This window comes from Formosa sp. Hel1_33_131 (genome assembly GCF_001735745.1).
GTDB lineage: Bacteria > Bacteroidota > Bacteroidia > Flavobacteriales > Flavobacteriaceae > Hel1-33-131.
On the sequence record NZ_CP017260.1, the window covers coordinates 1,801,256 to 1,826,237 of the forward strand.

30 protein-coding genes are annotated in these 24,982 nt (G+C 33.6%); 7 read left to right on the forward strand and 23 right to left on the reverse strand.

The features are described 5' to 3' along the window. Window positions 1–2 precede the first annotated feature (2 nt). The 17 genes from FORMB_RS08200 to FORMB_RS08280 form a co-directional block, all read right to left on the reverse strand. Complete coding sequence (locus FORMB_RS08200) at window positions 3–2,528, reverse strand: DNA methyltransferase (protein ID WP_069676994.1); 2,526 nt, start codon at window positions 2,526–2,528, stop codon at window positions 3–5. Beyond that, window positions 2,506–2,781 (reverse strand): hypothetical protein, encoded by a 276-nt coding sequence (locus FORMB_RS13150; RefSeq protein WP_069676995.1) that lies wholly within the window; start codon window positions 2,779–2,781, stop codon window positions 2,506–2,508. The genes FORMB_RS08200 and FORMB_RS13150 overlap by 23 nt, the downstream gene beginning before the upstream one ends. Continuing rightward, window positions 2,778–4,556: a toprim domain-containing protein gene (locus tag FORMB_RS08210; RefSeq protein WP_069676996.1), complete on the reverse strand. Its 1,779-nt coding sequence runs from the start codon at window positions 4,554–4,556 to the stop codon at window positions 2,778–2,780. Before FORMB_RS08210 ends, FORMB_RS13150 begins: the two co-directional genes overlap by 4 nt. After that, window positions 4,553–5,200, reverse strand: coding sequence for a hypothetical protein (locus tag FORMB_RS08215; RefSeq protein WP_069676997.1), 648 nt, complete (start codon window positions 5,198–5,200; stop codon window positions 4,553–4,555). The genes FORMB_RS08210 and FORMB_RS08215 overlap by 4 nt, the downstream gene beginning before the upstream one ends. A gap of 1 nt (window position 5,201) precedes the next feature. Beyond that, the gene (locus FORMB_RS08220; protein ID WP_083243940.1) at window positions 5,202–6,851 is read right to left on the reverse strand and encodes a DEAD/DEAH box helicase; all 1,650 of its coding nucleotides are present in this window, start codon (window positions 6,849–6,851) and stop codon (window positions 5,202–5,204) included. A gap of 15 nt (window positions 6,852–6,866) precedes the next feature. Further along, complete coding sequence (locus FORMB_RS08225) at window positions 6,867–7,418, reverse strand: hypothetical protein (RefSeq protein WP_069676998.1); 552 nt, start codon at window positions 7,416–7,418, stop codon at window positions 6,867–6,869. 3 nt (window positions 7,419–7,421) lie between these two features. Next, on the reverse strand, window positions 7,422–7,808 hold the full coding sequence (locus FORMB_RS08230; protein WP_069676999.1) for a hypothetical protein: 387 nt from the start codon (window positions 7,806–7,808) through the stop codon (window positions 7,422–7,424). Next, window positions 7,805–8,059, reverse strand: a complete 255-nt coding sequence (locus tag FORMB_RS08235; protein WP_069677000.1) for a hypothetical protein — start codon at window positions 8,057–8,059, stop codon at window positions 7,805–7,807. The genes FORMB_RS08230 and FORMB_RS08235 overlap by 4 nt, the downstream gene beginning before the upstream one ends. 206 nt (window positions 8,060–8,265) lie before the next feature. Then, window positions 8,266–8,631, reverse strand: coding sequence for a hypothetical protein (locus FORMB_RS08240; RefSeq protein ID WP_069677001.1), 366 nt, complete (start codon window positions 8,629–8,631; stop codon window positions 8,266–8,268). A 19-nt stretch (window positions 8,632–8,650) separates the two neighbouring features. Further along, window positions 8,651–9,064 carry a DUF1367 family protein gene (locus FORMB_RS08245; RefSeq protein WP_069677002.1) on the reverse strand — a complete coding sequence of 138 codons (414 nt, stop codon included), beginning with the start codon at window positions 9,062–9,064 and terminating at the stop codon, window positions 8,651–8,653. Next, the gene (locus tag FORMB_RS08250) at window positions 9,061–10,353 is read right to left on the reverse strand and encodes a hypothetical protein (RefSeq protein WP_069677003.1); all 1,293 of its coding nucleotides are present in this window, start codon (window positions 10,351–10,353) and stop codon (window positions 9,061–9,063) included. Before FORMB_RS08250 ends, FORMB_RS08245 begins: the two co-directional genes overlap by 4 nt. After that, complete coding sequence (locus tag FORMB_RS08255; RefSeq protein WP_069677004.1) at window positions 10,353–10,796, reverse strand: hypothetical protein; 444 nt, start codon at window positions 10,794–10,796, stop codon at window positions 10,353–10,355. Before FORMB_RS08255 ends, FORMB_RS08250 begins: the two co-directional genes overlap by 1 nt. A 2-nt stretch (window positions 10,797–10,798) precedes the next feature. Then, the gene (locus FORMB_RS08260) at window positions 10,799–11,572 is read right to left on the reverse strand and encodes a Rad52/Rad22 family DNA repair protein (protein WP_069677005.1); all 774 of its coding nucleotides are present in this window, start codon (window positions 11,570–11,572) and stop codon (window positions 10,799–10,801) included. A gap of 209 nt (window positions 11,573–11,781) precedes the next feature. Further along, window positions 11,782–11,967: a hypothetical protein gene (locus FORMB_RS08265; protein ID WP_069677006.1), complete on the reverse strand. Its 186-nt coding sequence runs from the start codon at window positions 11,965–11,967 to the stop codon at window positions 11,782–11,784. Then, window positions 11,967–12,254 (reverse strand): hypothetical protein, encoded by a 288-nt coding sequence (locus FORMB_RS08270; protein WP_069677007.1) that lies wholly within the window; start codon window positions 12,252–12,254, stop codon window positions 11,967–11,969. The genes FORMB_RS08265 and FORMB_RS08270 overlap by 1 nt, the downstream gene beginning before the upstream one ends. Before the next feature lie 12 nt (window positions 12,255–12,266). Then, complete coding sequence (locus FORMB_RS08275; protein WP_069677008.1) at window positions 12,267–12,542, reverse strand: hypothetical protein; 276 nt, start codon at window positions 12,540–12,542, stop codon at window positions 12,267–12,269. An 84-nt stretch (window positions 12,543–12,626) separates the two neighbouring features. Beyond that, window positions 12,627–12,992: a hypothetical protein gene (locus FORMB_RS08280; protein ID WP_157498108.1), complete on the reverse strand. Its 366-nt coding sequence runs from the start codon at window positions 12,990–12,992 to the stop codon at window positions 12,627–12,629. Window positions 12,993–13,118: 126 nt separating this feature from the next. Between FORMB_RS08280 and FORMB_RS08285 the strand changes: the two genes are divergently transcribed. The 6 genes from FORMB_RS08285 (at window position 13,119) to FORMB_RS08305 (ending at window position 15,939) form a co-directional block, all read left to right on the forward strand. Continuing rightward, the gene (locus tag FORMB_RS08285) at window positions 13,119–13,793 is read left to right on the forward strand and encodes a helix-turn-helix domain-containing protein (RefSeq protein WP_069677010.1); all 675 of its coding nucleotides are present in this window, start codon (window positions 13,119–13,121) and stop codon (window positions 13,791–13,793) included. Window positions 13,794–13,802: 9 nt separating this feature from the next. Beyond that, window positions 13,803–14,336, forward strand: a complete 534-nt coding sequence (locus FORMB_RS08290) for a hypothetical protein (RefSeq protein ID WP_069677011.1) — start codon at window positions 13,803–13,805, stop codon at window positions 14,334–14,336. Between the two features lie 321 nt (window positions 14,337–14,657). Continuing rightward, complete coding sequence (locus FORMB_RS08295) at window positions 14,658–14,927, forward strand: hypothetical protein (protein WP_069677012.1); 270 nt, start codon at window positions 14,658–14,660, stop codon at window positions 14,925–14,927. 265 nt (window positions 14,928–15,192) lie between these two features. Then, window positions 15,193–15,345: a hypothetical protein gene (locus tag FORMB_RS13155; RefSeq protein ID WP_197493456.1), complete on the forward strand. Its 153-nt coding sequence runs from the start codon at window positions 15,193–15,195 to the stop codon at window positions 15,343–15,345. Between the two features lies 1 nt (window position 15,346). Further along, complete coding sequence (locus tag FORMB_RS08300) at window positions 15,347–15,742, forward strand: hypothetical protein (protein WP_231925528.1); 396 nt, start codon at window positions 15,347–15,349, stop codon at window positions 15,740–15,742. Beyond that, the gene (locus FORMB_RS08305; RefSeq protein WP_069677013.1) at window positions 15,739–15,939 is read left to right on the forward strand and encodes a helix-turn-helix transcriptional regulator; all 201 of its coding nucleotides are present in this window, start codon (window positions 15,739–15,741) and stop codon (window positions 15,937–15,939) included. Before FORMB_RS08300 ends, FORMB_RS08305 begins: the two co-directional genes overlap by 4 nt. Window positions 15,940–16,151: 212 nt before the next feature. Here FORMB_RS08305 and FORMB_RS13355 read toward each other — a convergent pair whose 3' ends face one another. From FORMB_RS13355 to FORMB_RS13250, 4 genes are all read right to left on the reverse strand, one after another. Next, window positions 16,152–16,403 carry a type II toxin-antitoxin system RelE/ParE family toxin gene (locus FORMB_RS13355; RefSeq protein WP_083243941.1) on the reverse strand — a complete coding sequence of 84 codons (252 nt, stop codon included), beginning with the start codon at window positions 16,401–16,403 and terminating at the stop codon, window positions 16,152–16,154. A gap of 31 nt (window positions 16,404–16,434) precedes the next feature. Beyond that, a complete protein-coding gene (locus tag FORMB_RS08310) occupies window positions 16,435–16,656 on the reverse strand; it encodes a hypothetical protein (protein WP_069677014.1) in 222 nt (73 codons plus the stop codon). A gap of 236 nt (window positions 16,657–16,892) precedes the next feature. Continuing rightward, the gene (locus FORMB_RS08315) at window positions 16,893–17,327 is read right to left on the reverse strand and encodes a winged helix-turn-helix transcriptional regulator (protein ID WP_069677015.1); all 435 of its coding nucleotides are present in this window, start codon (window positions 17,325–17,327) and stop codon (window positions 16,893–16,895) included. Between the two features lie 133 nt (window positions 17,328–17,460). Next, window positions 17,461–21,180: an Eco57I restriction-modification methylase domain-containing protein gene (locus FORMB_RS13250; RefSeq protein WP_231925529.1), complete on the reverse strand. Its 3,720-nt coding sequence runs from the start codon at window positions 21,178–21,180 to the stop codon at window positions 17,461–17,463. A gap of 249 nt (window positions 21,181–21,429) precedes the next feature. On the opposite strand from FORMB_RS13250, the gene FORMB_RS08325 reads away from it, so the two are divergent. After that, window positions 21,430–22,989 (forward strand): NAD(P)/FAD-dependent oxidoreductase, encoded by a 1,560-nt coding sequence (locus tag FORMB_RS08325; RefSeq protein WP_069677016.1) that lies wholly within the window; start codon window positions 21,430–21,432, stop codon window positions 22,987–22,989. A 100-nt stretch (window positions 22,990–23,089) separates the two neighbouring features. On the opposite strand, the gene FORMB_RS08330 is transcribed toward FORMB_RS08325, so the two are convergent. After that, window positions 23,090–23,791: a hypothetical protein gene (locus tag FORMB_RS08330; RefSeq protein WP_069677017.1), complete on the reverse strand. Its 702-nt coding sequence runs from the start codon at window positions 23,789–23,791 to the stop codon at window positions 23,090–23,092. A 212-nt stretch (window positions 23,792–24,003) separates the two neighbouring features. Next, window positions 24,004–24,945, reverse strand: coding sequence for a DUF5011 domain-containing protein (locus FORMB_RS08335; RefSeq protein WP_069677018.1), 942 nt, complete (start codon window positions 24,943–24,945; stop codon window positions 24,004–24,006). Window positions 24,946–24,982 lie beyond the last annotated feature (37 nt).

Below are 24,982 nucleotides of genomic sequence, written 5' to 3' on the forward strand. Positions count from 1 at the left end.
AATTAAACTGCTGTTTTTTCCAATACGTCAAATAATGTCGGCATTGTCATTTCGTTATTAATTGCCTTCACATAGAAAAGCCCGTCTTTGTAGTATTCTGTTTTTAATTCGCAAACAATAGCCTTGCGTTTCATTTTTAGAGATTGATAAGCTGTTGAGAATAAACCACCGAAAGGATCTGCTACTATATCTCCTTCATTTGAAAAGCGATTGATTATTCTTTCCAAAATATCTAACTGCAGAGGGCAAATGTGTTTCTCTTTTTTACTAGATACTTGCTTTGCATTTAGTGTTTTTGTTCTTGAGATATCATCCCAAACAAATTCGCTATTAGATACAGGCGGAACGGTCATATATTTTCGACTTAATTTTCCATTTTCATCTAATGCCTTTGACAAATCTTTATGCAACTGAAAATCGTATAAGCCTTCTTTTTGGTATTGTTTCCAAACTTTATGAACTTGCTTCATGTTATGTTTTAGAAGTTCTGAAATTGACATCAATTTATTACCTGATGATTTCCAATAAGCATGCGCATCTAGTTGCCATAAATCAACTGAATAACCTTCTTTTGTTTTGGTTACAGGCTCATCAGCATAAGCATTATTCATATGCGTTGGTGGTTTTCTAAATAGCAAAACATATTCAGGTAAACCAACTCCCATTTTTGTAGCATCCTTGCATTGTTCGCTCCAACCTAATCTGTATGTTTGATTATTTTCTGCAACAACATCGGTAGTAACTGTTACTTTTCCCATTAAGTAAAAACCATGCTTTTCAAAATGCGCTACGGTTTGTCCGCTAAAATCTTCAATGGTTGTAAAAGATGTTCCATTTTGATACGAATAACGGATCCTATCTTTTACATGAATTGCAGCAACGTGTCCTGGTTTAAGTACTCTCAATAAATTTGGAGTCAAATAATCCATTTGTTTAAAAAAGGCTTGGTTACCATCATTGTGTCCGTAATCATTGTAGTTATCTGAATATTCGTAATGGTCTCCGAATGGAATTGAGGTAACTATCAACCCAACAGAATCATCATCTATCTCTTTTTTATCTGCGAATATGATTGTGCTATCATTGTTATAACAAGTGGCATCGCCTATTTGTATTTTATCTCCGTTTTTAAATAATTGTCTTTCCATTTGTGATTTTATTTGATTAGTGTTTAAGCCATATTCACGTACTAAGGCAATCATTTCTTTTTGAAGTTCATTATGCTTTTTCCATTTCTTCATAAGAGCTCGTAATACGTGAGCCTCGTTTTGTGTATAAATGATATGAATAGCCACTTCTTTGTCTTGGCCATAGCGAAGTATTCTGTGCGTAGCTTGTATGAAGTCATTGAATTTATAATCAATACCAACAAAAACAGCTCTACTACAATGCTCTTGGAAATTACACCCTGAGCCTGCGATTTTAGGTTTTGTAGATAGTATTTGGTAGCGACCTTCACTAAAATCAATTAGTAGTTTTTCTTTTAATTGATTTTTTTGAGAGCCATATACCGATTTTAAGACGATATTATTATCTTCTTTAAACTTGGTCTCAATTGCAGTTCTTTCAGCCTCTAAGTGATGCCATAATATCCAGTCAGAGTATTTTGCTTCCTGTTGAATAATGTCGAATGCTTTTTGCACTCGCACATCAATACTTTCACGTTTTTCTCTTGAGGTATCAATAAGACTTTTAGAATTATCCTTGAATAAAACTATTTTTCCGTGCTTATCAATTACAGGTCCATCTTGAATATTATCTACTCGATGTTCAATGATGTTTAGTTTTGGTAAATCATAGCCAGTATCTTCATAACCTAAATCAGATGGTTTATTAATAAATACAGCCCAAGTAGATACCCATTGCCAAAACTCTTTCTTTTTAGATTCTAGTAATTGTAAATCTCCTGCTTTGGTTGAATTACGTTTGAAAAAGCGAGTTAATAAATGACCTCTATCTGCTACACCTAAATAATCAGCATAGTTTAATAACTCAATAAAATCATTTGGCGATGGAGTAGCAGTAGCGACAAAACGATATGGAACTTTCTTGAAATATTGAAGAATGAAATCGGTAGTTTGTGTTTTTAAATTCCGAAGTATAGAAGCTTCATCAAATGATACTCCAGAGAATTTAGAAGGATCTATATCACCTTTGCGGATGCGCTCATAATTGGTTAAATATATCTTGTTTTCGTAGTTTTCAATATTGTCTGTATCTGTAATGTACTCTATCTCATAGCCTGTATTTAATTTGCCATTATCACGCTTAAACTCACCAACCACACCTAGCGGACAAGCTATTAGAAATGGTTTGTTCTCCTTTTTTATACAGTTTACTGCATTGATTAGCTGCATAAATGTTTTACCTAAACCAAAAGATGCAAATATTGCTCTACGACCACCTCTCAAGGTCCAGTCGCAAATATCCTTTTGATGTGGCATTGCTATCTCTGGAATCCAAGTTGGTTCAAATCCAAATGATTCTGATATTATAATTTTACTTTTAAGAAACTTTTCGTAATTCATTTTTTTCGCTGTTTGGTTGTATTTGTTTTTCGTAAAAGTGTTTGTACAATTCGTGTATTTTTTGCACCCATTCATTTCCTTTTGACTTATAGCGCTCTTTCCCTTTGATGATTTTCTTTATATCTTTAGGTAGAAACATTGAGGTCTTATTAAACTCTACTTCGAGATAGTAATCGCCATATTTTGGAATAGGATATATTCGTATTCCTGCTTTATGGCACTCAGACATATATTTTGCTTCTTCTCGTGTCAAAATGGTAAATCATCGTATTCAAATTCTTCTATTTCAGGTTCAACAGATATTTGTGTTGCCTGAATTTCTTTTCGCTTTTCATCAAATAAATTCAATCTATCAGGCACACCGTTTTTATCATAGTATCTGCCATTGGTATAATCATATTTGAAATATGCCGAACCAGTTATTTTACCTTGATTTTTGAATTTTGTTTTTAGATTTATAACCTCAGTAAATCCGTCTTTTGAACCATTATCAAAATATCTATACACACATAATCCATTATGCGCTTGATCTCTGAAATCTCCTGAGCCTTTTACATCATAAAGTGTAGGTGCTGCATACAATCCAGTCTTATTATCCTTCTGCATTTTGACAGGATGCGCTATTAAAAAGACATGAACATTATACGCCTGTGCGAACTGGCATAAATCTGAAAGGACATCATTGATTTCGCCAAGACTATCAGGCTTGTTTCTCTTAACCTTGTTAAATGCATCTATTACAAAAATGTCAATACCATAGCGGAATAACTGCTCTTTAAACTTGTCTAGTAACCATTTCCAGTTTACTGTTTCGCCTTTTTCAGGATATGTGATGTAAATTTTATCTTTAGACCATTTGATGTAAGTATCAATATCTTCTTTTGTCATTCTTGGATTATCTCTGAATGCATGCTCAAAAGGTTTTCCAATCACTTTTTCAGCCAATACTCCATGATGTAGTTTCATTGGAAAATGTTCAGGCGAATAGAAAGAAGCTTTGTATTTATAATCGTGGATAATGTTTATTACATAATCTTCAATAAAGTTTGATTTCCCATGTGATGGTATTCCAGTAACAACTGTAAGTTGCCCCATCATAATTTTAAATACTTTGTTTAATTCAGCGAAGTTTGGAGATTTAGGAGCTGGACATTCCTCCATTCCATTATCGTAATAATCTAAAAGATCATCTTTAATATCTTCTGCAGTAAAAGTGCCATCTACTGGATAGTGATTTGGATTTTCAATAGCTTTTTGAAGACTTAGAATGCCTTTTTTTAGTAAATCATTAGCATCCTTTTCGCCATCAAATTCAATTCTAGCAGATCGCCATTTTCCAAACCGTTTTATTAATTCACGTTCTAAATTTTTACCATCTTCATCAGTATCTACTGCTATAAATACTTTCTTTACGTCTTTTAAATACGCTTCGCATTCTTCAAAATAATCGCTTAAATCTTTAGCGCCATTAGGTACACTAACGCAATTTTTATATCCTGCTTCCCAAAAAGCAAGTTTATCCATTTCGCCTTCAACTATGTAAATCTCATCACATCCGATAATGTGGTTTAAACCAAATAATATTTTTCGAGTTCCTGCTGTTTGTGTGAATTTCTTATTTCCAGATCGATATTTTTTATTGACCAGGACTGTACCTTCAAAGTAGTTGAAAACAATATTGTTTACTTTTTTAGATAATGCAGGTTGATAATACTCTTCTTCGGTTATTTTACAATCAATAATCGTTTGTTGAGATATATTGCGTTCATCCTTGAACCATTTTACAAGCTTATCAGAAATTTTAGTATAGTTGGTCCATTGTTGATTTGGAAGCTTGTAATCATCCTTCTTTTTTAAATCACGGACAGATACTTCACCACAATTCCAGCAATTTGCCAAACCTTGGTCTATGCTTACAGACAAACAAGGGTCTTTCTTGTTTTTTCTATTGTGAGAACATGCAGGACAAACTGTTTTTACTTTGCCGTTAGATCTGTTCTTAAGGTTTATGTCGTTCCAATTGATCATACTGAAATTCTAGGTCTTTGAGGTGTTGATTGATTATTTAATGGATTTGGATATTCTTTTTTAAGCCATTTTATTGCCGTTTGATAAAGAGATTTGTAGTTTGTGTTTTTCTTCCAGTTTTCAACAGAATCTAGTATGCCATCTATTTGCTCTTTGGAATAGGTTTTTCTTAATTTTTCAAATTCAATTTCAGACAAAGACAGATGGGCAAATTTTCTATATACTTTCTCTTTATTTTCTTTTTCTCTTTCTCTTTTAGTTTCTCTTTGCTTCGGTGTAGGCTTTGGTAAAGGCTTAACAATAGGCTTCGGTGTAGGCTTTACTGTAGGCTTACTTTTACTACCACCTTTTCTACCTCCACGCACTAATTTTAAACGATTTTCACAGCTTGGAATAAATAATTTATCATTAGTTATTTTTATCAATTTTAATTTTGAAAGTTTGTCTAAAATCACATTTAAGTCCGTTTTAGAGATATTAAATTTTCTACTCCAAACAGATATTTTAACATCGGTTTTATTATCATTGAACATTGCTAAATCTATAAGCTCTCTGTACAATCCTCTTTCAGATAGGTTCAACTCAAAAACACTTTCAGAATTACCCCAATCTTTTGGGTACCATGTATATCCTAATTTTGCCATCTTATTTAATTTTAAATATGTCTAATACACCATCAACAAAACTCATTTCCATCTTATCAGAAGCTCCAGTTATTGTATTAGCCGTATGTCTTTTGTTTTGAATCATTTTGTATAAATCCTCATCAATTGTTCTGTTACCTAAAAAGTAAGTACACATCACATTATTAGTTTGCCCTATACGATGCGCTCTATCTTCACATTGTACACAATCGGCATAAGTCCATGGATATTCTACAAAGGCAACTCTAGATGAAGCTGTAAGTGTTATGCCAACTCCTGCAGCTTTAATATTGCAGATGATGAGTTTTGTATTAGGGTTATTTTGAAAGGCATCAATAGAAGCTTGTTTTTGGTCCTGATTATCTCTACCAGTTACAGTAACAGCATTTGGAAATTCCTTTTTTAATTCATCTACAATTGAATGAAGTACACAGAATACAATTAGTTTTTCGCCACTATCTGTAACTTCATGTATAAACTCATTTACTTCATTAAGTTTTCCAAGTGCTGAAATACGCTTTAGCGCTCCCATTTTTACCATAATCTCACCTCGTAGTTTTCTAGCAATATCTTTATCGCTACAACCTTGGCTCTTTAGATAACTTTCAAATTCATGGAATGCTTTATTGTATTCTTTGCGAGTAGTTATATCACAAAGTATAGTTTGTCTTTGCTTTTCTGGAAGGTCCTTTGCAACATCCTTTTTTTCACGTCTAAAGAAGCAATACTTATTTAGTTTGTAATTGAGTTCTTTTAGATTATCTGCTCCAGAGCCACCTTCACAATATCGAGATAGAAACCCTTTACGACCTCCAAAATTTGCATGTTGGTTCATTATGGCCAACTGCGGAAATAAATCAATAGGCTTATTTACTACTGGTGTTCCAGTAAGCAAATACACATATTCTTTACCTTGGCAAATTCTTAATACTAATTTTGATTGTTGAGTACTTGTATCTTTACATCTATGGGATTCATCTACAATTACAGATTTGAACAAATTAATTTTATCGTTCATTTTAATATCTGTACTTTTTCTCAATTTGCCTTTTGGTGGCATAAAATCAACAAAGAACTTTTTAAGGCTTTCATAGTTTGTAATAAAAACATCAGCAACACCCATTTGATAATAGTTATGCCAACTGTTTTTGTTTTTATCATCTAAAATCATTGCCTTTTTATTACTGAACTTTTCCCACTCTCTTTGCCAATTAACCTTTGTAGAAGATGGAGCAATAACCAAACAAGGAAAGGCATCTACACCTATGACAGTTGATAGACTAATTAATGTCTTTCCTAAGCCTTGTTCGTCACCAATTATGCAGCGTTTAAGTTTCATTGCTTGTGCAATACCATTTTCTTGATATGGTCTTAAAGTGGCTGTAATTGGCAACTTAATTTCTAATTCAGGAAGTGGTGCTATTTCTCCAACTTCTTCGGCAATAGAAGTATCTATTTTGATGAATTCAGCACGGCACATTTTAGCCAACTGTAAAACCTCAATTCTTTTATTAATTGGAACAATCCATACTTTTTTTATAGGATCCCATCTACGGTAAGAAAGAGCCTTAACTTGGGCTAGATTTCTTTTAGCCCAGTTATTGAAAGGAATAGTTATGTGAAACTCTGTATTTCGTTCTAAAATTTGCATGAATTATCCTTTTTTTTAAGCTGACTTTGATGTTATTACTTCTGCTTCTACCTCATAGCCTTCGAACATGTCAACTTGATTGTCTGGAGCGTGCTTTCCATTTAGATATTCGTTCACTTCAATTTTGCATTGTTCGATAGCTTCGGATAATTCATCTATAAATGCATAATCTTCATCCCAACGTAATTTTGGAGTAGTGATATTTACAGCTTTACCAATTTTTAAGAGCTTAGTACCTGAAATTGCTACGCCTTCACTGTCTCCGTTGCCAGTAATTTTAAAGGCGTGAACATTAAATTTTTCTTTGATAGGATGCTCACTATCTCCTTCTTCAATTTCAGGAAACCCATTATCTATTACGTTTTTAACTTCCTTTTTAGTTACTTCTTCACAGATCATTGCTAAATGAGGAATAAGGTTTTCAAAGGCAGTTTTTAAGTCTTCGTGAATTGGAGCATTGCACGACATTTTTACATTGTTTTCGCCAACGTCTGTTTTTTGAACATAGGAGTAGTCTAATGAGTAAGCTCCTTTAAGTGTTCCGGATGTAATTGTGATTGTGTTCATTATTTATTGATTTAAATTGTTAATTCTTATTTTCTTAATTGCATTTGCATATTTTCTAGCTTCCTGTAAATGATACAAGTACTTACCTCTTACAATTCGCTCATCTTTGTTTATGAAGTCAGAAACTTGAGTGCTGCATTGATTATATTTTTCAGCAAAACATTTATCTGTTTTTAAAAGATCTTTTGTGGTTTTTACATGATGAACAATTGAGCAATGAGTTCTGTCTATTACATCTCCTATATTGCAATAGGTTTCTGATGTTAGTTTTACAGATAGGGCAGAGAATATTCTCCTAGCATCCATTACGTTTCTAACCCTAGTGGTTTTTGATAAATCTACCTTGCATGATCCTTCAACTATTTCTTTTATGCTTTCAAGAATATTCATAGCCTTTCTACTTTTTCTGCTACAACATTGTTGTAATAATTGTTATGATTGTCAATCTTAAAATCGTTATAGCAAGTAACTTTTATGTAATCACCAGGACGTAGCGTTTTTGCAGTTTCTGCTAGTTGCTTTCTAAATTCAACACCCCATTTATTCTTTTTGTTTATGGAATCAGAAACGATAGCAACTCGCTTCTTAAAAGGCGGTTTGCTTTTATCCAATATTTGTTCTATTATTCCTATTATTTCCATTTATTCAGTTTAAAAAAGCTCGTTTTTCCGAGCTGTCATTCTTTCAACACTTTTGCAGTATGAAACTTTCCTGCGCCTCTGCTTTAATCTGCCAGCAATCCAAATAATCACTCTAATAAGCTGTTAGGGATAAATTGCTTTCGACAAGTGATGCTTCGAACTCGAAGAAATCCGAGTTTATGTCAGGCACACCCTCATTTAATATCTTAGAATGGTAAATCGTCTGGTACTTCGCCTTCCTCTATTTGTGCATTTTGTGGCTCAGGTTCTGAACGCCCCCATACAATGTGATTACCTAAAATTGGCATCGCCTTTTTATCTTCCTCATTCATTTTATCAAACAACTCTTTTGGCAAACTTTGCTTAACCAAATGTGTGTCTTTGCTGTCTTCAATCTTATTATCAAAACCGAAGCCTATTAAATCTAAATACACGCCTTTTTCACTTTTAAATAAATGGTTCGATTCAATAGGAATGATTAAGCATTCTACTTCTGAACCATCTTTACGCTTCATTGTTTTTACAATGTTTTTTAATTGTCTTAAATTGATTTTTGTTGAAATGTTACCCATGGATTTTATTTTTAAATTATTAGTAATACTGTTCTACGTTGTCTATAATGTCTTGTTTATCGAAATTGAAGTATTGTACTATGACATCAATTACTTTTGAATAGAGGTCGCTAAAATCATCTTCTGTCATACTTGCAAAACTGATGCTCTTGGCTTCTCTTTGAATTACACCTTGAAAGTCTACCCACTCATCATAAAATCCAGCCTCAATAATTAGATCCTTACGCATACGGTCTGAATTACTGTATCGCTCCTGGTTATCAAAAAGCATATTGATTAGTGAAAAGAACTTTCTATGAAATTTTAAGTTTCTAGGTTGCTTTACCTCACATTGGTATTCTTCGCCAACTTTAAGTTTCTTGATTTTGTCATAATCAGAATTGTAGGCAACCTTTAATGTGTTATTAAGCTGTTTTACAAGGAATAGTTTCATACTAAATAGGCGTTTTTCTTTTTTAGCATGACAACAAACTCAGAGATGACTGCATCTTGAAACCTTCGTGTTTCATCTCCAACTTCATACTGCAGATGAACGTATTCCTCAATAATTGTTTCTATAACAGATTGAGTGCCTTTTGAAACACATAATTCAGATAGAATAATTTTCTTTTCCTCTAAATTTGCTAATCCTAAAACCTCTTTATTTTCAAATACAGCATAGCTAATTGGATAAGATATTGGTTCATCATAGTTACATTCTTTAAAAAAGTCTTTAGCCTTATTTAAAGTGCTAATTTGAAGTTCATTCATTGGAATTTCACGATACAACTCATTTTGATAAATCTTGAATTTAGATGCTAGATTATCATTGCTAACTTTAGTTTTAGCTTGATTAAAGACTAAACTTGGAAGCACAGTAGTATTTCCTACTTCATCAATATTTAAAAGCCCACTTAGTCCCTTAGGGGCTATTTTTATCTCATTCAAGATTTCTATGTATTCATCTGACATTAGTTCAGAGTTCAATACAGCAAAGTCTGATGATATGCACTCTATATATTCGGAATCAGAACAATTAAAGAGTATATTTTTAATGATTTCCTTATCTGTACATTGATAAATGACATTCCATATTTTTGATGGAACTTCCCAACCATATTTCACCAGTCTATTTTCATCAATATCAATATTGACTAGATCATAATCATAGACAGAATTTTTATTGGAATTAAAGCATTTGATGCCTCTTCTAAATAAGTTGAATCCTTCTGTAGCTTTCTCTAAAATCTTTCCATGCTTACATTCAAATAGAACTTTTCTGTTTTCGGAAAAATATTTGTCAAAGTCTCCAACAAATGATGCTATCTCCTTTCTGTTTCTGATATAAAAATGAGTTTCATCTTCAACTGGACCTATATCACTTACATATTCTAAAGATGGATGTCCTTCATCTATTGCATTACAGTATAACTCTCTTATTGCTTGCCAAAGCTTCCAATCCTTACCAAATTCAGTAGTAATGCTTGTTTTAGTGCTATTAATTGTAATTACCTCAAAATCATTATCTCTAAATTGTGCTTTTTCTGTACCAATTTCAATTTTTTCATTCCCTGCATAGATTGAAACCTCGAAACCATTTCTTAATAAAAATGCTAGAGCGTATTTATTTCCACTACCAAACATTCCTATTTTACCGTTTAATCCTCTTTTAGTAGAAGCACCTAAAAGTGTAAGTGCTTCTACATTGATTATTCCTTTGTTAGAAATTCTTAAATATTTCATTACCTTTTTTCTTTTAGAATTACTGATGATTTTCTATATGTGATTTCAGGCAATTCAATTTCTTCGCCATCTTCTGTAGCCGTTAGTAATCCTTTTTCTTTTGATATAAAAGCTTGTTTAGATTTTTCTTCAATAGCTTTTTTTGATGCTTCGGCTTCTTGCCATTCTTTAATGTGGTTGTATTTAAAGGTTCTGCCACCATTTCTAACTTCAATCATAAAGCCCTTGTAACCATCTTTATAATCAGAAGCTTCATTAGAGATATTTTCTAGATGTTCATCTTTGAAGGACTTAACAATAGCTAATGAGTTTTCTAAATTTTTACGTTCCTTTTCTAGATAGATAAGCGCATCTAGTGTAGTTATTTCGCCTTCTTTTGCACGATGAATTGCATTCATCATTTCATCCTGCATTTTTATATGTAATTCTGACATTGCTCCCATGATTATGCGTTTTGAAAGTTTAATAATTCATTAATTTTTGTTTCAACAGATTTGCTTACTGCATAGTGTTTTCTAACATCTTGTATGCTGGATATTTTGCCTTTATTAATGGCATCAGTAACATTCAGCCACTCTTTAGTAAAGTTTTTTGCCTTATCTGTAATATTTAACCAAGACTTATCAGTTTGTGTAGAACCTTGAGTACTTGTACTTGAATTATTACTAGTAGAAGTTGAAGATGGTGTTTGGGTTTTACTTGAAGAATCAAATCTTAATCTTCCATTTTCATCCTTTGCAGTAAGTTTTATTACTTTTCCATTTTTAAATTCCGAATACCAAATCCAATCTTTAAGTTTTAAATTCCAAGTTTGTTTTGCTTTATTGCCTTCAAGTTTAAACTCATTAGAGTTTAATTTTAATTGTATTAAAGGATAGTCATAAAGCTCACGACCAATTCCCCAACGAAACCCTGCACGTTTAAATGCATCAGATGCACGCCCTTTGGTTTTTTCAGTCATGCTTTCGGTACCAACATCTTGTCTCCAAATCCATTCATCATCAATCTTAATTCCAATAGAACAGAATAATTGACCATCAATCAACTCATATTTGTCCTGCCAATTAGGTCCACAAACTTCATCAAGTCTGTTCATATCCACTCTAGCATCTTTATAGGCTAGGATTGTAGCATAACCGCCTTTATTTATAGATTGTACACGAAAGTCTACATCTTCTATTTTTAAAGGTTCTTTTAGCTTTTCTAATAAATCTTTCATAATTTTACATTGTTATAATTAAACTTCGGTTTAGATAATTGCCACTATTAGCGTAGTGGCTTTTTATTTTTCTTGATAATCTTTTTTGAATTGTTTGTTTTCTTGTTTGTAACATTGAAGTCTCAACCATAAATAGCACACCAAGCCTGTTAGCGCAGATATTATCAAAGTCACTTCTTCATTGTTATCCATAAATTCAAATAAAGCATTCATCGTTTTTTCTTTTTTAGTTTTTTTAATAGGTATTCTGTAGCTTCAGCATCCGTGATTAATGGCTTTTTAGTTGGTGTTTCAACTTCCTCTTTAGGAACATTAACACCAAGCATTTTAAATAGCCTTGGCATTTCCTTTTTAGGTAAAGCCTGTATCACATGATATGCTGTTTCAGCAGTCATTATCCTACTTTAGATATTTTGGTGTTATAAACTTTGATTGTGCTTTTAAGTCCTTCATAGGTGCTTATTAGATCATCGCATTTTGATACGGAATGGCGAACCAACTCAACAACTGTGTCTACACTTTTTTCGCTTTTTATTGTAACACCAGCAAGTAAATCTCTAATTGTAGATTCTGATGCCATGCCATCTTTTACTGAAATAATTGAATAATCTCTTTTTTCAAGAACATCATTCATTGCATCTCTTAAATCTTTAGGTATCGGTTCTGATATTTTAAAATTCATCACTTATTGATTTTAGTTATTATTGAACTCGTTTATTAATGCTTCTAATCCCTTACTTTCAAATGATTTTCCAGTTAATAGGGTGTATAAATATTGTGCTACAGATTGATGAGCATGAGCCCTTGTAGTGTTATCTGTTCTTTCAGCTTCGTTAAACCATTTATGCATTAGGTTTATTAAATCTTCGGCTGAATTGGCTTTTTCGTAATCGCTCTTTAACCAAATACCTATTAATGGCATTGCAGCGAAATAGATTGTTAAATCGGGTTTCATAAAAATTAATTTCATACTTTTGTTTTTTAATTCAATTCATTGTTTTTCGTAGAATAGTGGGTTGTTTTGATTTACACCGCCCTCTTTTGAGGGCTTTTTTTAATCCAAACTTCCACAACCCCTAACAGCATTTGCAAAGGCTATTAATTCAGCTTCCTTTTTTACTTTAGGAGTTAATCTTAACCATGCATAGTCAAGTTCAACCTCATAGACTACATCTCTGTTTTCTACTTTAGTTTTTAAAGTTTCTAAATCAATTCTTTGTGAAGAATGCCCCCAATCATCAGTTAAATAGGCGTAGTTTCTGTAAACAGCTCCATTCCCTTTGTAGTTTCTAGCATGTATTTGCTCTAATTGTTCAAAGGTGTAATCCTGTACATCAGTTTGAACTGTTTTGAAAGATGAGTTGGTTTCTGTTACTCTTAATAACTCAGTCCACTTAAATTTTACTTTGATTGTGTGCATAATTTCGTAGATTTGTGTAATTGTTTTGATTTTACAATACAAAAATACATACAAAGTTTGTTTTTACAAAATAAAAACACACAAAAAACACACGTATTGATTAATTAAAACAATATTCAACTGATTATGAAAGCTTTAGAGATTAGAAATATTAGAAAAGAGTTAGGTAAAACACAAGCTGAGTTTGCTAAATTATTAGGAGTTTCTAAAAACTCTGTTCAATTATGGGAGACAGAAAAGAGAAATCCAAGCCCTAGTATGGTTTTTTTAATAAAAGAAACATACAAAAAACACACAGAAAATTTAAAAGAAAACGAATTTGAAAATAAAAATGGAAATAAATTCACTGAACTTCCAGATGGATCTTTAATGATTCAAGTGCCATTAGTTCCATTTAATGCTTATGCATCTTTTCTAGAAGTCTATGAAGATGAATATAAAGTAAAAAGCAAATTTGAAACAACATACTTTACAGTAGATAAAATTGGTAAAGGCAATTATATAGCGTTTACTGTAAAGAATGATAGTATGAATGGTGGAATGTTAGATGATACTCCTTCAGGTGCACAAGTTTTAGCTAGAGAACTTGGAAAGCAACATTGGAGAGATGGCTTTAATTCAACTCAATATGGTTGGATTATAATTTGTGAAACTGGAATCTTTCATAAAGACATTAAAGGTCCAGATGAAAAAGGGGATATAACTTGTGTTTCAAGAAACAAATCTCCAGAGTTTCCAGAATTCCCTATAAGTTTAAATGAGGTGCATTCGATTTACAAAGTAATTAAAAGAACATTTTAATCAAATAATATGAGAAGACTAATATTGACTTTTTCATTTATAGTGTTTTGTGTTGGTTCTATTTTTTCACAAGAATTAATAAAAGAAACTGATGAATTTACAGGAAGAAGTATTGAAAGAACAAAATGGGAGAAGCTTATCTCTAAAGGACTACAGCCTACTATTTTAAAATATAGCATTTTAAAAGAAAAGGATTCTGTTTTTTTTATTGGTAGAATTAGAGTAAATGCAGGTAAGACAGTATTTGCAATAGGCAAGGGGTTTAGAGTAATTTTTAAACTTGATAATGGAGATACTGTAGTGGTAAAGTCAAATAAGCATGTTGTATCAAGGCAAGGTGGTGCAAATGATGGTGTTTTTGGTTCAAGTATTTATGGTGCAGAAGTGACCTATGTTTTTGATAGTAATGATGATATTGAAAAATTAATAACAAATAAAGTATCTAAAGTGAGAGTTTACACAGATGAAGGTTATTTTGAAAAAAAGGTTAAGAGTAAAGCTGCTGTTGGTCTTGTTAAGAATTTAAAGTTAATAGTTAAATAATAATTAGTACAGAAATCGGTACACGATTTTTGATTTGATGGGCTTTTTTAAAAGCGGTAATGGTTGATTTTACTGGTTTTTTGATTTTTGAAATAGCGATATTTTAAACTCATAACCCGAAGGTCACTGGTTCGAGTCCAGTTCCCGCTACTAAATAGAAAGTCAAAGCTTAATTGTTTTGACTTTTTTTGTTAAAAACACTAAGGTTTTAAAGGACGAGAAGTTTACACTGAGCGGAGTCGAAATGAGTCCAGTTCCCGCTACTAAAACAATAAAACGGTTATACTTTTATAAAGTGTAGCCGTTTTTTTATATTTGAGCATGTCAAAAAGAATTTTTTATCCTCTTTTTTTGTTATTAATTCCTTTAATTGGAATGACTATCACTGATGAAATTAACTGGAGTCCATTTGATTTCATTATTATGGGTTCTCTACTAATTCTCCTTAGTATTGGAATTAATTTTGCGAGTAATCGTGCAAAGAATTTAAAAAATCGAGTCCTATACATTGGAATATTGGTTATAATATTTATGTTAATATGGGCAGAGTTGGCAGTAGGTCTTTTTGGAACTCCTTTTGCAGGTAGTTAAGTAAACAATCGCTTCAGTTTTGCTCCAGCTTTGAATAATAGGGTGAGGGGAAATAAAAATCATATTAGTTCAACTTTTCATAATAAGAGTCATTATGTGATGAGTGTTGATTAAGTCTTTTGGAGTTAGACTAATGTTCGATATTTCAATAGAGTTATCTACTAAAACAATAAAACGGTTATACTTTTATAAAGTGTAGCCGTTTTTTTATCAAAACATATTTTTTGTAAATAAAACTTTACATTTTAATTTATTTTGACTACTTTTGTCAAATAAACTTTACATAAATTTAAATAAAACTAATATGGAAGCTTTGGGAATTATGGGATTTATCTTTGGATTAGCAGCGTTAGCTCAAGTACTTAAATTAAAAAAAATTGTAGAAACCTTAAAAGATGAGGTTAATGAATTAAAATAATATGATGAAAGAAGAAAGAAAAAAAAGAACGATTCGATTAGCAATTTGGACCTGGACTTGGGTCGCCACATTGGCCGTTGCTACATTTGGACCAAAATTCATTTGGGAAAACAGTACACTATGGACAACTTTGGCAATATGCATTAATCTTCTTAATGGAGTTTTAATGATTTTGGCAAACAGATCATTATTTAACCATTATGATGAACTTGAACGCAAAATTCACCTTGAATCAATGGGTTTAACTCTTGGCGCAACAGTTGTAGTAGGCTTGAGTTATTCACTTTTGGATCAAACCAACCTAATCACATCAAATGCTGAGATCAGTTACCTTATCATGTTCATGTCTGTTACCTACTTCATAACCTTGTTGATTAATAGAAAAAGATATCTATGAAGAATATAGTTCGTGACCTCAGAAAACAAAGAGAACTTACGCAGGAGCAGTTGGGAGAAATAATAGGCGTTTCAAGACAAACAATAAATGCTATTGAGAAAGAGAAATTTGACCCAAGTTTACCTACTGCATTCAAAATGTCAAAATTGTTTGAAATACCTATTGAGGAATTCTTCTTTTTTGAGAGGTCTAAATAATTAATTTATATAGGTCAAAAAAATTTCTTGGGATAAAACGAATGTTCGATATTTCAGTGGAGTTATCTACTAGTAAAACCTCTTGAGAAATCAAGAGGTTTTTTTAGGTCCAAAATTTTAGAATGTGTTTTGTCCGTTTCTTTAGAAATAATTGATTTTGCAAATGTTAGGTAAAATTTTGGGAAATGGATTATTTCTATTTTGTTGAAATCTCACCGTTTTTTCCAAATGGAAGGATTCCTGCTCGTGTGTAAAATTGCAATAACAACAATTTTTTCACCATAAATCTTATAGTACACACCAAACGGAAATTTTTTAAGAAAAGCAGCTCGGATATTGCCTAATCGCTTATGGTAACCTTCGGGGACTTGCTTTATTTTGTTGTAACATTGCTCTAGTTCAGCTAAAAAAGAATCGGCAAGTTTTGGATTTAACTCATCATAATAATCGACAACTTCTTGAATATCTTGTTAGGCAAGGGGACGAGTATAAAAATTAGCCATTTTTACGACGAATACTGGCTTTTAATTCTTCAAATGTGAAACCATCATCAGTCGCATTATCTGCTTCTGCTTCTCGTTCTTTTAAAACTCGGATATGTTCAGGAGAAAGTTCTGAACGCTCATTCATCAACAAAATTTCCATTTGTAATTCCTCAATATTTCTAAAATGAGTTTTAGAAAAATTTAAATCCTTATCAATAATTATTGTTGTCATAGCAATGATAGTATATTCAAATATACAAAAAAATCAATAAATTTTTGTGTAATAACTAGTGCTGTCATCGGTTTTAATTTTTTCTCAAAGAGGTTATTTCTTGCGTTAGGGATTGAATCGGAAAGCCCGACCTTTTGGGAATCATCCTGAAAATTAAGATGTTTTGAATTGTTGGGCGTTTAAAGTTATCTATAAAGCCTTATATATCTTTTACGAATAAAATGGGATAGCCGCTACTAACTATCTCTCAACGTTTCAACAAACTTAAGATAGTTCGTTTTTCGTTTTCTTTCGAAAGCCTTGCGATTGTTAGTGACCTGCTTTTTAATTTTAATTTGAGAGGCATTTAAGACAGACTCCTCAATGGAGTCAATAGAAAACAAATATAATTCCATGATAATAGGCAGTGCCGAAAGCCCTCTATCCGTTGCGATATATTGCTTGTTTTTTTTGAAGCCTTCAGGATCTAAGAGTTCCAGAAACCCTTCCTCAACCAAAAACTTTAATCTGTTGGTAAGAATGTTGGTCGCAATTTTTTCTTTAGAATCTAGGAACTCCTTAAACTTAGATTTTTTGTGTAAAATGACATCCCTTAATATCAAAAGAGACCATTTGTCTCCTAAAAGATTAATTGAATACGCAATGGCACATGTACGTTCTATTGTTTTCATAGTTTTTGCAAAGGTACTGTGAATAATTTTTGTTTTAACAGAATGGTATTGTTTATTTCACAATTGTAATATATCTAAACTATTGTGCCACTGTGTGTTCCCTACACTATTGATTACATTTTTTTTCACTCCGTCAACAACTCTCAACGATTGCAATTTCCGCTTCCGTTAATCCATAGAGTGCATACACCATCGCATCTATTTCTTTGTCTGTTTGGTCAATTTGTGTTTTAAGCGCCACGGCTTTTTGCTGTTCTTCTAAAAAGTAAGCTTCCAACTCTGCTTTTTTGGATAAGGACAATACCACTTTTTTCTTTTGCAGCTCCTTTAAAAAGTCTGCATAGGAGAGTGCAAACCAAGTTTCTAGTTTTTTAGAGAGCTTATCGAGGGATTCATATTCTCTGAGCAAAGTTCTTTGGAATTTTTGAGACAGCTCTTGCAAGTCTTTGTTTAGTGACAGCATTTGGTTTGTACGATCAATAATAAGGTTTGGGTTCTCTGGAATTTCGGGTAGTGGGAATGGTTTTAAGTAATTAGTTTTAAACCTGAAATAACCACCTCTTAATTCTGTTCCTGTATTTTTTAGAAAAAACCACATTACTTTAGAATTTAAAATCCCTAAATAAAACTTTTCATCTACTTTAAATTTTTTATTTTTTACAAATGAATAGATTGTAGTTGGATGATAGAATTCTCCTTTTTCATCATAAGTCATATTACATCCTAATGAAATTTCTTGGGTCATTATTTTTGGATGAGGGAATTTCTCATGATTTTTTTGATATATATATAAATACCATCCTTTTTCAACATTCATCTTACCATTTTCTCTACCTTTTATTTCTTTTTCAAAGTGTTTAAGGTATAAATATGTTTTTGGTAAATTTGATTTTATATATTCTTCACTAATTCCAGTTCCATTTTCCCCATAAGGGAATAGTACATAATAATTGTTACTAAGCTTTTTGTATTTTGAAATTTCATTCCCTTTAATAAACGGTTTTACTAATTCTTTTTCTATTTCAAAATGATAATCATATTTAGGATTGTAGGCTTCAATAGAACTCCCTTTATCAATGCCTTCAAAAACATACACAGCATCTAAACTTGTTTGCATCCCAACAAATATTCTATAAAACACATCATTTATAGTAAATGGTTGTTGCTTTAATTTATCAATAGTATCAAATGTTTTTTGGCTTTGCAAATCCCAATTGTCCTCATTTAGATTTTCACTCAGGATATAATCCCAATCAAATGGATTATTAATCTCCATAGGTTTTATTTTTTTAAACCGTACTTTATCTTTTTCAGACTTATCTAAATTTATAATACATGTATAAGTGGATGCATCCGTAAAAACCATTTCAGAACCAAAATGTAAGATGCTTTCAACAGCAGAATTCTCTTTAAAAAACTGTCTTATCCCAGCACCAAAATCGGTAACCAAAAATTTATGAGGCAAAATATAAGAGACAACTCCTTTGGCATGAATTAAATCAAAACTCCTTTGCATAAAAAGCGCATAAATATCATAATTAGCAGTCGCAGATTGATATTTTTCTTCATAATAATCGCACATTTCAGGGTAATGTTTTATCAATCCCTGTTTTCTCACATACGGCGGATTCCCAATCACCACATCAAACCCACCAGCATATTCGGTACGGAAGGCGTGTGCTTCTGAGCAACAGAGCGCGTTAATGGTATTTTGTAAGGCTTTGGGATGCGGCGGCAATTCGTGCTTATTTCTGTTCGTCTGAATGTATTTTAGGGTATTCAATAACTGTTCCGTACTGCTAACTTCTTTTGGGGGACTGTATTTTTGTTGCCACAACGGTTTGTTTTTCCCATCTACTTTCTCAAGGGGCTTAAGCCCCTTGTAAGGCCCCTTGTAACCCCTCTTGTGAAAATACGAAGTCCGTCCTTTTATCTTTTGCATAATCGCAGGAATCTCCTCTATAGCGCACACCAATAACAAATGGATATGGTCCCCACAAATGTTATAGGCAAGTATATTGAGTTGGTTCTCTTTTGCAACATCCGCAATGATTTGGGTCATCTGCACATCATCTTCAGGAGTAAAATAAATCACATGAGGTTTTGTGCTTCCTTCCCGTCGTTCTCTAACTTTGTACTTCTCCATTCTTTTTGAAGTCCGACTGTCGTGGATCGTTGTTGTAATATGGTATGGTTTTTTATGTTTTTCTTTAAAAATACTTGGAAATTCCTCTTCCCATTTAAAAGCTTTGTCGCCCGCAACTTTGGGATCGTCAATCAAAGAATTGCCACATTTTATATTGTGATTCAGGCTGTTAAGTTTACGGTTGGGTTGCGCCGTTCGCAACCACAACGAGAGTTTGGCAATCTCTACAGATTCTTCATTCAGATCCACTCCAAATAAATTATTTTCTAGGATGCTATTTTCTACATCACTGAGCATTAAGGTGTCATTATTGTACTTAGCAGACAGTTCATCCACATACCGATGTTCTGCAATCAGAAAATTAAGGGCTTCGTTTAGAAATGCTCCCGAGCCACAAGCAGGATCACAAATGGTCAGTTGTAACAACCACGTCCTGTAATCGTTCAGTGTTTCCAGTCGTTTTCTACTTCGTTGTTTGGCGTGTTGATAGGTCTCATCGCTAATGTCCAGCTCTATTTTTTTCTCCGTACAAAGTTTGCCTACCGTGTTTTCTACAATGTATTTGGTGATGTATTTTGGGGTATAAAACACACCGTCTTTTTTGCGTTTGGTGGTCGTTTTATCAACCGATTGCCCTTCTAATTGGGCTTTCACTTCATCCAGTTCATTGAGGGAATTTTCAAAAATATGACCTAAAATATTGACGTCCACTTCACTTTCAAAATCATATTCTGAGAGTTTTAGAGTATGGTTGTAAAGCAACGCATCATCAATCGTAATATTGGCTAAAATTGTATCGGGTTTAAAAAGCCCGCCGTTGTATGCAAACACATCGTATTGTTTCCCTTTAAAGCCCGTGTTTAGATACCCAAAGTATTTTTTAAAACGATCGTATAAAGGTGTGTAGGCATCTAAATCTTTTAACTTTTTCCATTGCTCTAAAATAAGTCTTACAGAATTTGGAGGCAGTAAATTCCGGTCTTCAGAAAAGAATAAAAACAAAAATCGATCTAATAATTTTTGAGATTTTTTAAATAATTCTAAGGCTTCAAATTGGGGATTGAGGTGAGTTAAATTTTGAAACAACTCTCGTTTAAACAGAGAGTAATCTTTATACAACTGTTTGGTGATGTTTTCTTCTTGACTTAAAGACTCTTCTTTTAATTTTTTAGGAAGGTTGTTTTTAATATTCTCAAAAGCGATGCATACATACAAGAGTTGAAACACTTCTTCGCTAAGCGTAAACAGATTAAACTCTATATGTTCAATCGCATTATCGATGTAAAATCGGAGTTTCTCAAAGTTAGAAGTTATGACATACACACAATCTTGCTGATTGTTTTTATACCCAAACGCTTGGGGTTCTACTTTTGCTAAATCCGTGGTGTTGGTGCCTTTGAGTTCGATAACACCCACAACGGTGCCATCAATAATAATTCCACCATCTGCTTTTTTGCTGTCTTTGGCATTTTTAAGTTCAGTGGTAAGATTGAAATTGGTTTCGGGGTTTAGGGTGTATCCAAAAATAGTGACAAACAGATCTCTTAAAAAACCTTCTTGGTACTGTTCCTCTTTAGCATTCCGAATATTTTCTTGGATTTCAGGATTAAAAAAATGGGCTTTATAAGCGATCCATTTTTCTGAAATGAGGGTCTTATTTTGAGTCTTGAGCTGTCTAGTGACAACCGTATTTTGAAATAGGGGCATAGTAGGTTATTAGCAATCTGGGTATTCAAATTTAAAAAAAGAACTGGACTTATCGTTTTTTCTTCTAATAAAAATGAAATTATTTTCATCCAACCTACTGTCAGTGTGTGCGGTACTCTCTACAGATACTGTATTTTTCTCTCAAAATTAAAAATCAAACCAGAGTTTGATACAGCGTTTAGTTGAATTGTTTTTGTGTTCAATTGCCTTTTAAACAATTCCAAGGAAACTTTAGTTACCTTTGCCACAATGAGTGTATTCGTACAAATTACCATAAAACCAGCACAACAAAAAGACACCGATTTTATACTAAAATCGAGTCTTTTTAAGGCCAAACTGCGTTCAGCAGATATTGTCGATTGGCGCATCCGAAAACGTTCGATTGATGCCCGAAAGGCAACGATTAAACTCAACTTACAAATCGAATTTTGGTTGCTTGGTGAAACCCGAACACAACCCCAATCTTTTGTACCACAAGCGGTGCACTCAAAACCCCAAATTGCGATCATAGGTGCAGGGCCTGCAGGGCTCTATGCCGCTTTGCGTGCTATCGAAGCAGGCTTGAAACCCATAGTATTTGAGCGCGGAAAAGATGTGCGTGCCAGACGTCGCGATTTAGCAGCGATCAACAAAGAACAGATTGTCAACCCCGAATCAAACTATTGTTTTGGAGAAGGTGGCGCAGGGACTTACTCTGACGGAAAATTATATACACGCTCCAAAAAACGGGGCAATGTCCTCAAAGCCCTCGAATGGTTTGTGCATTTTGGAGCGTCGGAAGACATTTTGGTGGAAGCCCATCCACATATAGGAACCAATAAATTACCGGCCATTATTACCGCCATGCGGGAAGCGATTATCGAAGCAGGCGGGGAGGTACATTTCAACGCCAAACTGACCGATATTCAAATTGAAGACAACGCCATCAAAGATCTAAAAATTAATGACACTGAATGGAAACCCTTTGAAAATGTCGTCTTAGCGACGGGGCATTCTGCCAGAGATATATTTTATTTACTCCATAAAAAAGGGGTGCACTTACAAGCGAAAGCATTTGCGTTGGGCGTTCGGGTGGAGCATCCTCAACATTTAATTGATAAAATTCAATACCACGGGGATGTTGAAAATCCGTATTTGCCTCCAGCCTCTTACAGTCTGGTCGATCAAATTGACGGGAAGGGCGTCTATTCGTTTTGTATGTGTCCGGGTGGAATTATTGCGCCTTGTGCCACGGCTCAAGAAGAAGTAGTCACCAACGGATGGAGCCCAAGCAAGCGAAATAATCCCTATGCAAATTCGGGGATTGTGGTGAGTGTAGAACCTAAAGATTTACCCAACTATTCAGAAAAAGATCCTTTTGTATGTCTTGATTTTCAGAAAAAAGTGGAACGTGATTGTTGGGAAGTGGCTGGAAAAACACAGCAAGTACCTGCACAACGCATGATCGATTTTGTGGAAGGAAAATTATCGAAAGACTTCCCAAAAACGTCTTACCAACCCGGCATCGTTTCGGTAGACCTTAATACAGTTTTACCTCCAATGATTTCTAAACGGTTGCGAAAAGCATTTTCTGTATATGGAAAAAAAATGAAAGGCTATTTCACTAATGAAGCCGTATTGCATGCGCCAGAAAGTCGGACATCCTCACCCATATCCATTCCTAGAAATTTAGAAACCTTAGAGCATGTCAACGTCAAAGGCTTGTATCCGTGTGGCGAAGGCGCAGGGTATGCAGGTGGTATTATTTCTGCCGCTATTGATGGGATTAATTGCGTAGATGCGATAAGTGCGAAACTCACCAGACTCTAAACATTCACTTTATACCAATAAAAAAGACCGTCTTTTCAGACCGTCTTTTTGATATTATTTAGCGATACTAGTTGCTAAGAGTATTTTTTTGGAAATATTATTATTTGAATAGCACGAAGCCATCGTCACTGCCTTCGAAAAACAGGAGCATCGCATTTCCCTGTACGGCATAATATGCATTGTTAGTTTCATTGCTTATTTCATCTACGAATGATAGCGTACCACTAAGAGTGCCACTATTTCTAGTAAAAGTCCCTCCAACGTTGGTCACCTCGTTTTCACAATCCATGTTAGTTACAATAGAGCTATAGGTGTTTGAATTTGTAAAGCTGACTTGAACAGTACTAATACAATTCTCTGTATCGGTCCCTTCCCAATCGCCAATAAGTGATGTTTCATACGCGTCAACTCTAGTGAGGTTCAATGTTTCGCCGTCGGTCCTAGAAATAGAAATGGAATCTTGGTTGTTTATTGTCAATGTATCCGTGTCAGTTTCATCTTCCAGAGTATCCGTCGTCGTAAATTGATCGCCGTCTAGCGTCCAAGTTTTCCCCTCAACAGAAGAAATTGTCTCATCACTTCCCGTTGGGGTTACTTGTATACATATAGACATTTCACCCGATTCAATAAAAGTAATTCGACCGGTAGTAGTTCCTTCAGACTCTGTAAATTGTGTAGTCCAGTTGCCAATAATGGTTTCTGCAGCTGTTGGCGGTGTAGTCGTGTCAGCAGAAGAATCATCGTCCGAAGACGTACAAGCTGTAAGGCTGAAAATTGTAAATAATAATAGTAAATTTTTCATGGTTAAATTGGTTTTAAATGCAAAACTAATTAAAATTAATGGTAAAATACAACTTATTTATTTTTAATTGCAAGTCATATCAAACCTGAAGTGTTTTCTTAAAACCAAAAAAAAGCTGGGTTAAAAGTATAAAATCTGTCAATCTGAATTTCCCTGTCGGTAGGCAGGTTCAAATCGACAAAGTAAAGTTTTTTCAAGCCGCCTCTTTTGTATTATTGTTTAGTAAACACATTACCATTATTTCCTTCTTCAACATAAAGATAAAACTTATCTCCTTGAACTGCAAAGTAAGTTTGTTCAGAGTCAGGCTCTTCATCTCCAGCATAGATCGCACCGCTAAGAATACCAGTCGTCGTATAGGGACCTGAAACAGTTGTCGCGTCGTCGTTGCAATCGTTTATGTTAGATCCTGTAAACTCGTTTGAGTTTGAAAAATCGTATTCAATAGTATATTGACATCCGTTTTCCAAAAACACATCTAGCCAGGTTCCAACGATTGTAGATTCATAGTCTGAATCTCTATTAAGCGTTAAGGTTTCACCATTGTCACTCAAAAAAGAAAAGGAGTTTTGATTGATGACCGTAATTGTCGCCGTATCTACTACATCATCATCGTCATCATTATAAAAAAAGGTGTCCGTTGTTGTAAATTGATTCCCATTCAGAGTCCAAGTCATCCCTTCCACAGATTGCATTACGGTACCCGTTGTGAGTGTGATTTCTACATATACAGACATTTCTCCGGATTCAATAATAGTAACTCGACTGTTATAAGACCCTTCAGAATCTGTAGATGTTGAAGTCCAGTTGCCAATAATTAGTTGTTCAGCTGAAGTAACATTCACTGTGCGTGTTACTTCCGTTGCGGCGTTTCCACTTGCATCCGATACATTATAGGTTACGGAGTAAGTTCCCGCAGTAGAAGTGTCAACAGAATTAACGGTTTCTATACTGGCTGTCATATTTCCATCTTCAGCATCAGTAGCCGAAGCTCCAGCATCTGTATAAGTTTCTCCAACAAAAGCAGTCTCAGGATTTGTTCCAAGTAATGTAATTATTGGTGCAGTCGTGTCAGCAGTAGTCGCAGCATCGTCGTCTGAAGACGTACAGGCTGTTAGACTGAAAATTGTAAATACAATCAGTAAATTTTTCATAATTAAATTGGTTTCCTGTTAAGTTAGTGATTAATAT